Source organism: Desulfosporosinus fructosivorans, from assembly GCF_004766045.1.
GTDB lineage: Bacteria > Bacillota > Desulfitobacteriia > Desulfitobacteriales > Desulfitobacteriaceae > Desulfosporosinus > Desulfosporosinus fructosivorans.
On record NZ_SPQQ01000004.1, the window covers coordinates 269,693 to 283,596 of the forward strand.

Here is a 13,904-nt window from a genome sequence, read left to right on the forward strand (position 1 = left end):
ACTTACTTCTTCCGTATTGATCCACCTTCAATACCCACATTTAACTCCTTTAATTTTTGCAACTTTCGCACCACGGTGGACTGATTGACCCCTAGCGCTTCAGCAGCTTTCACTGTGGTCCCATGCTGTTCCATGGCTAACGTAACAAGTTGTTGTTCTAAATCATCCATTGCTTGCTTAAGAGGAATTACGCCAGTCACTGTAACTGCCCTAAGAGGGCTTTTTTCCTTTTCGTAAAGTACGAGGTCGACCTCTTTAGCGGAAATAATCTTTCCACGGGCGGTAACTACCAATCTTTCTATAACATTCTCCATCTCCCGAACATTACCAAGCCAAGGATAATCCAATAATAACTGAACTGCATCTGGGGAGATAACCTTATCCATCTCATGCCGTTTATTGTTTTGCTCTAAGTAAAAAAGAACTAGGGGAATAAGATCCTCTTTACGTTCCCTTAATGCTGGAACTTTAATAGGAACTACATTGAGGCTAAAATAGAGATCTTCGCGGAATAGACCCTTTTCGACAAACTCTATTAAAGGTCGATTAGTGCCGGCCAAAATTCGAGTATCCACCGAAACTGTTTCTTTCCCACCAGAAATTTGTAACATTTTATCCTTAAGAACCCTTAATAGTCTTCCTTGCAAGTTTAAGGGCATCTTCCCTATATCCTCGAGGTAAACACTACCATTATTCGCCAGCTCCAATAAACCTGCTTTCCCCTTTCCGTTACCCAAAGCATTTCCTTGTCCAAAGATCTCGATCTCTAACAACTGATATGGAAATGAGCCGCAGTTCAATTTATAAAAAGGTTCTTCCCTGCGCTTACTTTGAGAATGGATCAGTTTGGCGATTTCTTCCTTACCTACCCCTTGTTCCCCCACTAATACTACTGGAGAATCCACCTGACTTACCCTAGAAGCCAGTTCTAGAACATTTTTCATAATAACCGAGCCTGATCTTATGTCAGCACTAGTTTCCTGATGACTCCTCATCTGAGCGATCTCAGCTTGATATTTTTTGGAAAGTTGTTTACTCTCCTCTAACGCTTCCCGTAAGAATATTATCTCACTCATATCTCTAATGTTGATAACGATTTTAGCCATTTTTCCTTCTTCATCGTAGACTGGGTTACCCGTGATAACTAGGGAATGCTCAGCAGAGGAGCTTTCCAAAATACTTACAAGCCCATCCTGCTTTTTAACCAAATAGATTATATTTTTCTGGAAAACACCTTTATCTACCAGATCCTTAAATGGCCGGCCCAGCAGTTCTTCCCAGGAAACCTCTAATATCCTACCCACGGCAGGGTTGCAACGCAAAATTTCACCTTGGTTATCACAAATAATTATTCCATCATAAGAAGAGGCTACGGTTGTTCGGAGTTCCTCATTAAGTTGTTTTACACTTTGTAGTTCTTGTAAAACCTTTTCCATCTCGGAAACATCTTGGAAAACCCCTACTGCCCCTATAACTTCTCCGTCTTTAATAATTGGAGTTCGATTGGAGATATACAACCTGCGCCCGACTTGAAATTTTGCCCCAAATTCCGGTATTCCGCTACGAACAACTTCAAGGAGGCCTGTAGGGATAATAACATCGCTTAAAAAGCGCCCGATTGCTTCTTCTTTAGTAGAACGGGTCGGTCTTTCGGCAGCTGGGTTCAGGGATGTGATAATCCCTTGTCGATTAATTGCTAAAATTCCATTATGTGCCGAATCAAAGACCGCTTCCAGTTCTTGACTGCGTAATTGCACATTTTGAAAGTAGGCCTGCCCTAAGGAATATTTCGTGACCACGCCAGTAATTTCTTCCTGGCTATTAAATACTGGGTATATATCAAAGGGTAAATCCCAGACATCATCTAATACAGACTCTTCCTTTAATGGTAAAAAGCGTGTCGTTAAGTAGTCGGCAGCCTTATTTTCTGCAGCATACTGTTCTAAACCCTTCTCGAAAACCTGCTCTTTAGTGACCATACCCAGTAGATGACCCTGGTCGCTAAGTAAGGGCAAACCATTCACCTGTTTTTCCTTCATTAGAGTCAGAGCATCCCCTATTGTATGATAACTATAAAGACACACGGAAAGTCGTGACATCACTTGACCGACACGTAACAAGTTATTTTCCTCCTACCTATATAAAGGCCTTATCTAGAGGCCCTTGCTCAACTACCTATTTGGCGAATATCCAAGTTCAATGTTGGCAATAATTTGCATATGAATGTTGGAGGTCCCTTCAAGCGTTTCAAATTGCTTGGCATCGCGGAGCCATCTACCGCAGGGATATTCAGTTGAATAACCATAGGAACCGTAGATCTTCATGGCCATATTTGCACCATGAACTGCTGCATTACAGCCGAATAGCTTAGCTATGGAAGTCGCCTGTTGGTTGGGTAATTTGTTTTCTTTGAGCCAGGCAGCATGATAAACGAGATATTTGGCCGCTTCATCTTCCAGTTTCATTTCAGCAAGTTGTTGCTGGATCATTTGATGTTTTCCGATTTGCTTTCCGAACTGGATACGCTCATTAGCATATTGTACTGCACCTTCTAGACAGGCCGCTGAAAGTGCTGCCGAACCTGTAGCACAACCCATTCGCGTGTTATTCAACATCCACATGCAAATCTGAAACCCCTTATTAAGTGGACCTAAAAGGTTTTCCTTCGGAATCACTGCGTTGTCAAACACGAGTTCCGAAGTTGGAGCAGGCCACATGCCAACTTTCTTGAGAATTGGAATTCTGGTAACGCCCGGGGTGTTATTGTAATCAACGATAAAACAGGATAGGCCCTTAGATCCTCCGCCTTTTTCAGTTGCGGCATACACAAGACCAATATCGCAAGTGTGACCGCCTGATATCCACATTTTGGAACCATTCATCAACCAGTGATCACCCTTATCTTGGACAAAGGTCTTCATACTGCCCACATCAGAACCGGTGTTGGCTTCAGTCATGGCAAAACTACCGACAGTTTTCCCACTTACAAGACCAGGGATATACTTTTGCTTTTGTTCTTCCGTACCCCATTCATTAATAGTCATCGCTGGGCCCCAGACGTTGCCGCTGATACTTAGCCTCCAGGAAGTATGAACCTTGGCTATTTCATATAAAGCTACTACGCCCTCCATCCAACCCATGCCATTTCCGCCATACTCTTCTGGTATGCTCCACCCTAACAAACCCAACTCGCCCATTTTGGTTAGAATCTCTCTGCGGTAGTAGTGATTATCTTCATCTTCTTCCACATATGGAGCAATCTCCTTTTCAGCAAAATTGCGGGCCATATCTTGAACCATTCTTTGTTCTTCGGTTAAGCCAAAATCCATCGTGTTTCTCTCCTCCACACTATATTTAATGGCCAGTAAAAACCGGTTTACGTTTCTCTTTAAGGGCATTTAGTCCTTCTTTATGGTCGGACATTTCAGAAACAATAGCCATTTGGGATGAAATAAGATCTAAGGCTGTCCGCAAGTCGTTCGTTCGTTGCGCGGAATAAACTGCCCTTTTAATCATTTGCACACATACCGGGGGGGATTCAGCTATCTTCTTAGCCATCTCTAAGGTGGCTTGTTCTAGTTCTGCAGCGGGGACCACCTTGTTGACCATACCCATTTTTTCCGCCTCATAAGCTGAGATGAAATCTCCAGTCCATAAGATTTCTAACGCCTTGGCAACTCCTACCAATCGCGGCAAATAGAAGACTCCACCATCACCCGGTACAAGGCCTGCTTTCACGTAACCTGCAGAAAGTTGAGCGTCATCTGCAGCCACCCTAATGTCGCACATTAGAGCCATGTCAAGGCCCGCCCCTATGGCAATTCCATTAATGCCACAGATTACTGGTTTATCCATCAAATCTAAGGTCAGAGCAATTTTATGGATATGGTTTGTTAAAGCACGTTTACGGTCAATTGCTTTATCGCCCCATGATTCGCCTTGATCGTCACACCCGACAAATCCCTTTCCAGCTAACATAGCTTCTGTATCACCACCGGCGGAAAAGGCCTTGCCATTGGCAGTCAACACGATAACCCTTATACCTTGATCCTCTTGTGCGTCTTGTAGGGCTTCAGCCCATTTCCGGATCATCGGCAAGGAAAAGGCATTATACTTCTCCGGTCTGTTGAGAATAATCCTAGCTATAGAGCCGTCCTTCTGATAAAGCAAATGACTGTTCTTATCTTCTTGAGGGGTTTTCACGAATTTCAAGCACTCCCGTCTTCCCATCATTTCACATCTCCTTAATCTTTCTTTTCTTGCTTCCACTGGAGATATCATAACAGGAAACGGACCCATTTATCTAATCGTGAGACTCCCCCACCGAAGTCTCGTTGTTTAACTTGAGTTGACGAGTTCCATTTAGATAAATACCCCAGAGGGAAAGGATTTTTCCTCTATCCCTTTATCGTCCTAGGTAAGATCATCTGATGTATTGGGGTAATCGATTTAGGATTTTGATAATTAGCTCCTGCAAAAGCGACGCAATATTTTCTTAAATCGGGGAGGGTTACCACCTCATCCACAAACCCTTGCTCAGCACAGAATACCGGCCTTGATTTTTCTTCGTAATCTTTAACCATTTGATTCATTTTTTCAATGATTGGTCCTAAATCGTTGCCAGCCTCTTGTTCCTTGACCAGTCTTCTAGCATAAGAAGCGGCCGCAGCAGTTTCTCCGTGCATAACATATATTTCTGTCAACGGTGTTCCTAGCGTAAAGGCATTGTTTTCATTGGCTTGGGGACCACCCATAATATAATGGGCAGCAGCAGTTCCTTTTCTCAAGATGACACACATCATAGCGACATCAGTTTTCTGGATTGAATAAATCAAGCTTTGACCCAGAGCGAGCAATTCAGCCTCCTCTGCGATATCGCCTACATCAATGCCGGTAGTATCTTGAAGCCAGATTATTGGCAAATTATCTCTCCCGCAGAAGGTGACAAATTCGGATTGTTTAATAAGTCCTTGACGATAATGTTTACCGCCTACCCCCACGTAGGCTCCTTCTGCATACTCTGGATATTTAGATATGACTCCTTGTCTGTTGCCAATCACTCCAACTGGGAAGCCGTCAATTTTCGCTACTCCCGTAAAAACCTCCGGACCGTAATCAGGCCTATACTCCATAAATTCACTATTATCCGTAAGACGCGCTAGGACTTGAACCGCATCATAGGGTCTTTTTTGATTGGCAGGAATTAGTCTATTTAAATCTTGTACAGGATACTTAGGTTCAGCAGATTCAGCAACCCGAAATACTTTCGGGTCAAAAGCCGGCATGCCACTCATGTACTCTTTGATCCCATCTAAGACGCCAATTTCAGTGTCATGAACTTCTCTAAAATAAGCAGTCTGATCAAAATGGGTTTCCACCCGCCCCGGAGCCTTAGCTGTGAATCCCTTCGTTGCATCGATTAATTGTTGAGCTGATTCCAAGTCAAAAGAGCCTTTAGGATTCATCCCGCCCACAATTCCAGCTCCACCTACTGCAATATTGGCATCCTTGTGCGCCAAAAGGATTGTAGGACTGATCCCTTGATAGCCTCCACCTGCGGGGTTGGTTCCATAAATTGCATTTAAGATTGGAATCCCCAGCTTGTTCAGTTCTGCATGTCTATAGAAAGCAGCGCCGCTTCCCCGCCGATCAGCATATACTTTCTCTTGCTCCATTAATTTAACCCCGCTACAATTAGTGAGCCAAACCAAAGGAATATTGAGCCTTTTGGCCAAGTCAGTGACTCTTAGAATATTCTCAGCTTGGCCAGAAATCCAAGCCCCTGCCATGACTTTATTATCGAAAGCAATAATTACTGCCCATTTTCCGTCAATTTTGCCCAGACCGTCTACAACACCCGTACACCCTTCTTCGTTCGTTTCTGGGTTATAAAGTGTATGTAACGGACACCAGGTTCCCGCGTCAACTAGATAATCCAATCTATCCCAAACGGTCATCTGACCTCTTTTCCTTATTACTTCAGCGTTAGTACCAGCGTTCTTAACCTTTTCTACAGCACCAGAAATAATATTCTCTTGTTCTTGAATAAATATTATGTTTTCTTCAGTTCGCTTTATTTCTCCCGCACTCAAGGGTTTCCCAATATCGGACATTTTTTCGAAGTATGGTCGTAGGGCTGTTTGCTTTCTAACCACAGATAAAATCCCCCTTCTCACCTCATTAACTGTCGCCCCCGGTAATAGGGTATAAATTTGCCCCCACGGGCAAACTCGCTTACGAGGGGACAAAGCTGCTAAACTAGATGATGTTCTAAAATGGATATTCTAAAATATTACTCAATGACTACCAATACCTGGTCTTCGCTTACACTTTCCCCTTCTTTGACTGCGATCTTAACAACTGTACCTGCATCCGAAGCATAAATTGGGGTCTCCATTTTTAAGGCTTCGAGGATTATGACTTCATCATCCATTTCTACTACATCTCCAACCGATACATTTATTTTCCATACATTTCCGGCTAGTGGAGAAACTAAGTTACCCATGTGCTTTCACCTCCTCTCATTTGAAATTATAGATTCAAGTCCCATTGTCGATAAACTTCGTAATTATGCATTTGCGCATATTTTGAATAGATTGCATCATCTCTGACAAATACTTATCTATAAACCTGATTATTAATTTTCTCCTATTCCAAATACGCTCAAAATCGCTGATTTTTACTCATTTTATTAAAAATATCGTTTTTGTATTTACCTAAGTCCTAAATTCTAAACTAGTATTTTCTGCACTTTTGCATAACATATGAAACCATATTCTTATATTATTACTTTTATCTGAAAATTACAATATCTTTATGCCATTATGCATAAAGATATTTGAGGCCAACAGTAGTAATAATTCCGTCAGTTGAAACGACTAGGTCTTATCATAAAAAAAGAACGCTGGCTGCGCACAATTATGCGTTCCAACGTCCTTTTAAGTGAGGGACAATTCATGAATTGCCCCTCACTCAGACTGCCTACTCGATATTTTTTTAGATGATAATGCAGATTAACCCTCCGTTGCCGTCATTGACAATCCGTTGCAAGGTGTCTTGAAGCTTATGTTGGGCATTTTCTGGCATACGATAAATTTTGTTTTGGATCCCTTCACGAACCAAATTATGCAAGGATTTTCCAAAGATATTAGATTCCCAGACTTTCTTCGGGTCACTCTCAAACTCATCTAGCATATACTTCACAAGTTCTTCTGCTTGCTTTTCCGTACCGATCAGAGGGGTTATTTCTGTTGTAACGTCAGCTCTGATTATATGCAACGACGGAGCACTTGCTTTTAGCTTGATCCCATAATGCCCGCCTTGTTTCACGAGTTCTGGTTCTTCAAGGAACATTTCTTCAAGTTGGGGGGTGACAACACCATAGCCGTTGATACGAACTTCCTCAATAGCTGCGGATAGTTTATCCCATTCTTTCTTAGCCACGCTATAGTCTAAAATTAAGCGAAGCAAGGTATGATCTCCTTCAATTTCAATCCCCGTTAGATCTTGGAGCACTGTTTTAAATAGCCCCTCGACAGCGGTGATTTCAACATTGGCTACTCCAGTACCTAAGTTCATCTCTTTAAGGATAACATCTTGAGCATATTGGCATTCTGTCAAGGCATCTAAGGCTTGATCGATATCACGCAAACGCCGTACCCCTTGTATCGCTTTGCGCACTGTTTCTTCAAAGTCTGCTCGAACTGGATGAGCAGTGTCGAGTTCCTCAACCCATTTTGGAAGATCAATATTGACTTCAGCTACGGGGAACTCATACAGTACTTCTTCAAGAATTTGAGTGATGTCATCGTGATTCATTTCAAGACAATTCACTGCAATTACAGGTATCCCGTATTTTTCTTCAAGAGAACGGCCCAGTTCCAGTGTGTTTTCTGCATAGGGGCGAGTTGTATTTAAGATGACTACATATGGTTTTCCTAGCTGGCGAAGCTCAGAAATAACCTGTTCCTCTGCATCTATATAGGCCTCTCGTGGTATATCAGTAATAGACCCATCTGTCGTAACCACGATACCGATCGTGGCATGATCGCTGATGACCTTACGGGTACCCATTTCAGCTGCCTCCTGAAATGACATAGGTTCGTCACTCCAAGATGTTTTCATCATGCGAGGCTCTTCGCTGTCTTCTGTCTCGTACCCCAAGGCACCTTCGACTGTGTATCCTACACAGTCAACCAACCGTACATTCATGTGAATTGTGTCTTTAATAACGATTTCCACGGATTCTGATGGAATAAACTTGGGTTCTGTCGTCGTGATCATTCTTCCAGTTCCACTTTGAGGAAGTTCATCTTTAGCCCGCTCCCGCTCAAAAGCATCTTGGATGTTGGGCAGGACTAGGAGGTCCATGAATCGTTTGATAAAGGTGGACTTTCCTGTGCGGACTGGCCCGACGACACCGAGGTAGATATCGCCCCCTGTACGTTCTGCGATATCTCTAAAAATGTCTACTTTTTCCATTTATACTTTCCCTCCTTTTGTGTGCTGTCCCCAATTTGGGGAAGGGCCTCCACCTTTTCTCCCCCTTCCACCTCCTAGTAACACGTGGCTTCCCGATACCGGACTAGCACCTTAAGCAATATAAGTATATTGATTACTTTGGGGAAATATGACATGGACAACAAAAAACGCAGAAAAGGTTTTTGATTTACCTCTTCTACGTCTATGAAACAAAGTTTGAAATTATGTATTAATTTAACCAGTTCAATTCCACTATTTCTTCAAGTTCATGGCGCTTACCCCGCATCATCAGATCCGTCACGGCAATTCTTGGATCAGCACCTTCGAACAGCACTCTATAGGCTTGCTCTGTAATAGGCATCGAAATATCTTTCTCTATACTAAGTTGATAGGCAATACGGGCTGCCTTAACCCCTTCTACCACCATTCCGACGTCTTTAAGCACCGTGTCTAGCGGTATACCTTGCCCTAGGGCGACTCCCGCCCGGCGATTCCGACTATGAGGGCTAGTACAGGTAACAATGAGGTCCCCAACACCTGACAACCCGGCAAACGTTAACGGATGTCCTCCCTGCGCCACTCCTAAACGGGCAATCTCCGCTAATCCCCTAGTCATTAGTGCCGCCTTGGTGTTGTCTCCGAATCCTAACCCCTCGGCAATCCCCGTACATAAAGCAATGACATTTTTCAAGGCGCCTCCAAGTTCTACTCCGATGACATCTGGATTTGTATATATTCTAAATTCTGGTGTCATCATCAGGTCTTGAACTGCTTTGGCAGTTTCTACATCTGAGGCAACCACTACAGTTGTCGGCATGTTTCGTCCGACCTCTTCCGCATGGCTGGGACCGGACAATACGGCGATCCGATTTTGAGGCAACTCTTCAGCCAATACCTCCGAAAGGCGAAGATGTGACCCTTCTTCCATACCCTTAGCAGTATTGACCACGATGCAACCTGGTTTTAGGTAGTCTTTAACCAAACGAGCAGCTTGTCTAACACTATGAGATGGCACACTGAAAACAACCAGTTCGGCGTTTAAGAGTGTAAGATCCGTTGTTGGTTGAATTCCTGGAGGCAAAACAACACCCGGCAAATAGCGCGCATTTTCACGTTGTTTCCTGATAAGCTCCATCTCATCAGAATGGCGACCAATGAGTGCAACCTGGTGACCCGCATTCGCTAAGACAACGGACAAGGCACTCCCCCAGCTTCCAGCCCCATAAACCGCTACGTTAGACATAGTATTACTCCTTTCCATATCGATATTCGTAATTAGTGATTTATTCAATATGTACTGGACCATGTTCCTCGACCTAAGAATCACGCGCCTCGAACCACAATTTTCCCGGCAAGCGTGGCAAGGGGACGTTTCGTTCGTGGCATGGGGACGTTTCGTGGCATGGGCGTGGCATGGGGACGTTTTGTTTGCCACGTTCCCTTAGGAAATCTTTTTATCCCCAAATCGATGTTCTGTTCCTTTTAATACTCTTTTAAAATTGGCGCGGTGGAGAATTAGAACTGCTAAAACAGCGACTACTCCAAAAACACGATATGCTAATGGTTCTGGAAAAACAAAGACCGTGACTAGAACCGTAAGTGCCCCCGCAACCGAACCCATGGAAACAAAGCGTGTGATCAATACCACGAGAAGAAAAACTCCAATTGCCAAAAACATTATTTTTGGCATCAATACAGTAATGATCCCGAATCCCGCAGCAACTCCTTTTCCACTGGGCCTGAATCCAAAAAATGGATTAAAGCTGTGACTCGCCATTGCGAGAAATCCGCCGATGATTCCTCCCCATGCGCCATAGGCCCAAAGGCCCAAACCGGCAGCCATTGCTCCTTTTAAGAAATCTCCGAGCAACACTAAAATGCCCATTTTAACTCCTAAAAGGCGAAAGGCATTCGTCGTACCAATATTTCCACTGCCATGACGACGCACATCAATCCCTTTCAATTGTCCAGCTAAATAGGCAAAGGGAATAGCACCCAAGCAATACGCCAAGATAAAAATCAAGTAGCGTGGCATGGCTTAATCCTTCTCTTTCTCTTCATCTTTTTGTCGAACAACAATTCGAATTGGAGTACCCTCAAACCCGAAATGTTTCCGCATCTGATTCTCTAAATATCGTTTATACGAAAAGTGCATCAGTTCAGGATCATTAACAAAGAAAACGAACGTCGGGGGCTTAACACCCACCTGTGTAAGGTAGCGGACCTTTAAGCGGCGCCCTTTATCAGACGGAGGAGGGTTCAGATGAAGCCATTCTCTCAGTAAGGTGTTCAAGGTAGCCGTCGTCACTCGGGTTGAATTTTGCTCAACCACAAAATCTACAAGCTCAATAATTTTCGTGACCCGTTGTCCGGTCAAAGCAGAAATGAACATCGTGGGTGCATATTGCATAAACCCTAACTCTAGTCGAATATCTTTTTCGAATTTGTTGATGGTATTCTCATCCTTTTCGACGAGATCCCATTTATTGACCACTAAAACAATAGCTTTTCCTGCTTCATGGGCATACCCAGCAATTTTTTTGTCTTGTTCCGTAACTCCATCTACAGCATCTATAAGCATGAGGATCACATCAGAGCGATCAACGGCCCGTAGAGAACGTACAACACTATATTGTTCCGTTAGCTCATCTATACGCGCTTTACGACGCATTCCTGCCGTATCAATGAGGACATAATGTTTCCCATCTTGTTCAAAAGGAGTATCGATGGCATCCCTGGTTGTTCCTGGAATGTTACTGACGATAACCCTGTTTTTTCCTAACAGCGTATTGACCAAAGAGGATTTTCCGACATTTGGACGGCCAATAACAGAAATACGTATTACATCAGGATCATACTCTTCTTCGTCATTCTCTGGAAAATTTGAAATCACCAAGTCGAGTAAATCGCCGGTATTCATACCATGCACTGCCGAAATTGGAATTGCTTCTCCTAATCCTAAACTTAAGAAGTCATAGAGTTGGCCTTCAATTAACTCAAAATTTTCAACTTTATTGGCAGCCAGGATGACTGGTTTTCCGGACCGCCGCAAAGTACGAGCAATCATCTCATCATCTGCCGTAGGCGGTAATTGAGCGTCCACCACGAAGACAACGACATCCGCTTCTTCCATGGCGATTTCAGCCTGCTTACGCATCTGCGCAGGGATTGGTGTGCCTACATCTTTAAATTCGATTCCTCCAGTGTCAATTAGAGCAAACTTTCTTCCAAGCCACTCCGCGTCACGATAAAGTCGGTCTCTCGTCACCCCAGGCATGTTTTCTACGATGGCTACAAGACCGCCAGTGATACGGTTAAATAACGTTGATTTTCCGACATTAGGCCGTCCTACAATAGCTACAACAGGTTTACTCAAAACGTTCCACCTCCAAAGAATATCCAATCACTTGCTCTAAAAATGAGAGCCCATTGTTTTCGACAATACTCGCCTTACCATTCACTTTTTCTTCTAACCATTCCACACTCAGATCGTCGAGAAAGATATCTTCATCCGCCTTAAGCATTACACGCGGAATAAGAAACTCCTCGCCCAACAAATTTCCTAATTGATGGGCAACATCCTGAGCCGTGACTAAACCCGCAGCAGTGACGGATGGACCAAAAAAATCATTGCGTATAGCGTGTACTGTGAGCTTCAAACCACTTACTTTATCCATCAAACGGCCTCGCCACAATTCAAACAGCTCTTGCGCTGATGTTCCAGTAATGACATGCACATGGCGTTCTGTAATTTCTTCTGGTAACTGCTTCCAGCCGGCTTCTATTTCATTGATAAACTTCCGTGCCATCCCCACACCGTTTTCTAATTGGGGAAAATCATCATAGACTAAAGCCTCCGGAAACTCTCGTCCTGCTATAATATAAAATTCATCGGCAAAATAGACAAGATGTTGACCTGTGTGCTCAAAGAAGTGCTTTTGCCACCTCTCTGCCTGATCCAATATCCCGTTCGCTTCAGCTGACGAGAATCCACGCAGGGGGGTAAGCTGTTCGCGGTAGCGAGTTAAACCCACGGGTACTACACCAATCGATTGTACCGAAGGATAGAGTTCAGCTAGCCGTTCAATTGTTTCTCTCAACACGTCCCCGTCGTTATGATCTGGGACTAAGACGACTTGAGCGTGTACTACGATTCCAGCGTCGGCAAAACGTTTAAGTTGTTGTGGTAGCTTTCCCGCGTGCGGGTTTTTCATAAGACGAGCACGAACTTCTGGATTCCAGGCGTGAACAGAAATATAGAGCGGACCCAGATGCATTCGAAGAATACGCTCTATTTCATCCTCACTCAAATTAGACAGGGTAATAAAACTCCCTTGAGTTAGTGATAACCTGTAATCATCATCTTTATCGTAAAGCGATGCCCTCATACCTTTTGGCATTTGTGCAATAAAACAAAAAGTACAATTATTTCGACATACCTTTAAACCTTCAGCACTTATTGTTTCGACCTCTAAACCTAAAAATTCCCCAGAATCTTTTTCTATGTCAATCTCCCATAGTTCACCATTTGGCTTTTCGATTAGAATAGTATAATCTTCTTCTGAAATACCAAACTGAAAGTCAATGATATCGTTAATTTCTTCATCATTCACCGTAAGAACACGATCTCCGACTTGTATCTCCATTTCTTCCGCAATACTCCCAGGGTCAACTGCTGCGACCACAAGCCCTTTAGGCAAAATATTTCATCCTCCTGACATTCCAGATCAGGGCATATTATCCCAGCCTCAATCGTTTACAAGTATACTACAAAACTCACACACCCGCTACAGGCGTTCTTTTTCTTCCGTGGGTTCACTGTTCTCTACTCCATTCGCAGGCAACAGAAGTTCCCCGATCTGTCTTTCACTGTCTCTATTATAATAATAAAGCCATCCTAAACGAAAGCCTGCCCATAGTAAAAACAACCCCACGCCAAAATTCCAAATAAACGGATCAGGGAAGTCCGCACGCCTTACAATCCCCTCATAAGTAAAACGCATGAAAACTTGGTTTAAAAGGATGCTTCCCGTGAAAGAGGCGGCCGTACCCCAATAAGATTTAGCAGTCAACCGCGCCACAAAAACCAGCACAACTGCAAAAATCCAAGATTCATAAGGAATAACCCCAGGTTCATTCACAAGAAAAAGCGTCTCAAGGCCTAAGACAAAGCTAGTGAGGAGTATGGGGAGTATCCGCCGCTCTGCACGCTGCCAAGCCCATCCCCCAAAAAACAGCATGACCATCAGCCGCGCATAGTGCCAGTTCCACGGCAGTGTCGAAGGGAACACTACTTCTACACATTTTCCGATTAGCCAGGCGATCATCAACATCAGAAATAATCGTCGAGAGGCTCGCTTTTCAGCGTAAGTAGCAAGTGCTAAGAAAAAAATTGCCCAATCTCCATAGGGGAATCCCAAAAT

The 13,904-nt window shown here is 43.7% G+C and carries 11 protein-coding genes; all 11 read right to left on the reverse strand.

The window, feature by feature from the left end; translation table 11 throughout:
- Positions 1–2: 2 nt before the first annotated feature.
- Positions 3–2,120 carry a sigma-54-dependent Fis family transcriptional regulator gene (locus tag E4K67_RS13320; RefSeq protein WP_135547454.1) on the reverse strand — a complete coding sequence of 706 codons (2,118 nt, stop codon included), beginning with the start codon at positions 2,118–2,120 and terminating at the stop codon, positions 3–5.
- 51 nt (positions 2,121–2,171) lie between these two features.
- Positions 2,172–3,329: an acyl-CoA dehydrogenase family protein gene (locus E4K67_RS13325; protein ID WP_135547456.1), complete on the reverse strand. Its 1,158-nt coding sequence runs from the start codon at positions 3,327–3,329 to the stop codon at positions 2,172–2,174.
- A 25-nt stretch (positions 3,330–3,354) separates the two neighbouring features.
- Positions 3,355–4,233 carry an enoyl-CoA hydratase/isomerase family protein gene (locus E4K67_RS13330; RefSeq protein ID WP_243454459.1) on the reverse strand — a complete coding sequence of 293 codons (879 nt, stop codon included), beginning with the start codon at positions 4,231–4,233 and terminating at the stop codon, positions 3,355–3,357.
- Positions 4,234–4,397: 164 nt separating this feature from the next.
- Positions 4,398–6,113 (reverse strand): acyl-CoA carboxylase subunit beta, encoded by a 1,716-nt coding sequence (locus E4K67_RS13335; RefSeq protein WP_199242546.1) that lies wholly within the window; start codon positions 6,111–6,113, stop codon positions 4,398–4,400.
- Between the two features lie 179 nt (positions 6,114–6,292).
- Entirely contained in the window at positions 6,293–6,505 is a 213-nt protein-coding gene (locus E4K67_RS13340) for a biotin/lipoyl-containing protein (protein WP_135547460.1), read from the reverse strand.
- 491 nt (positions 6,506–6,996) lie between these two features.
- The gene (gene spoIVA / locus E4K67_RS13345) at positions 6,997–8,481 is read right to left on the reverse strand and encodes a stage IV sporulation protein A (protein ID WP_135547462.1); all 1,485 of its coding nucleotides are present in this window, start codon (positions 8,479–8,481) and stop codon (positions 6,997–6,999) included.
- Between the two features lie 229 nt (positions 8,482–8,710).
- Entirely contained in the window at positions 8,711–9,724 is a 1,014-nt protein-coding gene (locus tag E4K67_RS13350; protein ID WP_135547463.1) for an NAD(P)H-dependent glycerol-3-phosphate dehydrogenase, read from the reverse strand.
- A gap of 198 nt (positions 9,725–9,922) precedes the next feature.
- Entirely contained in the window at positions 9,923–10,516 is a 594-nt protein-coding gene (gene plsY, locus E4K67_RS13355) for a glycerol-3-phosphate 1-O-acyltransferase PlsY (RefSeq protein WP_135547465.1), read from the reverse strand.
- A gap of 3 nt (positions 10,517–10,519) precedes the next feature.
- Positions 10,520–11,857 (reverse strand): ribosome biogenesis GTPase Der, encoded by a 1,338-nt coding sequence (gene der, locus E4K67_RS13360; RefSeq protein WP_135547467.1) that lies wholly within the window; start codon positions 11,855–11,857, stop codon positions 10,520–10,522.
- Positions 11,850–13,181, reverse strand: coding sequence for a DUF512 domain-containing protein (locus E4K67_RS13365; RefSeq protein ID WP_158408473.1), 1,332 nt, complete (start codon positions 13,179–13,181; stop codon positions 11,850–11,852). Before E4K67_RS13365 ends, der begins: the two co-directional genes overlap by 8 nt.
- A gap of 87 nt (positions 13,182–13,268) precedes the next feature.
- Positions 13,269–13,901: a hypothetical protein gene (locus E4K67_RS13370; RefSeq protein ID WP_135547469.1), complete on the reverse strand. Its 633-nt coding sequence runs from the start codon at positions 13,899–13,901 to the stop codon at positions 13,269–13,271.
- Positions 13,902–13,904: the final 3 nt, after the last annotated feature.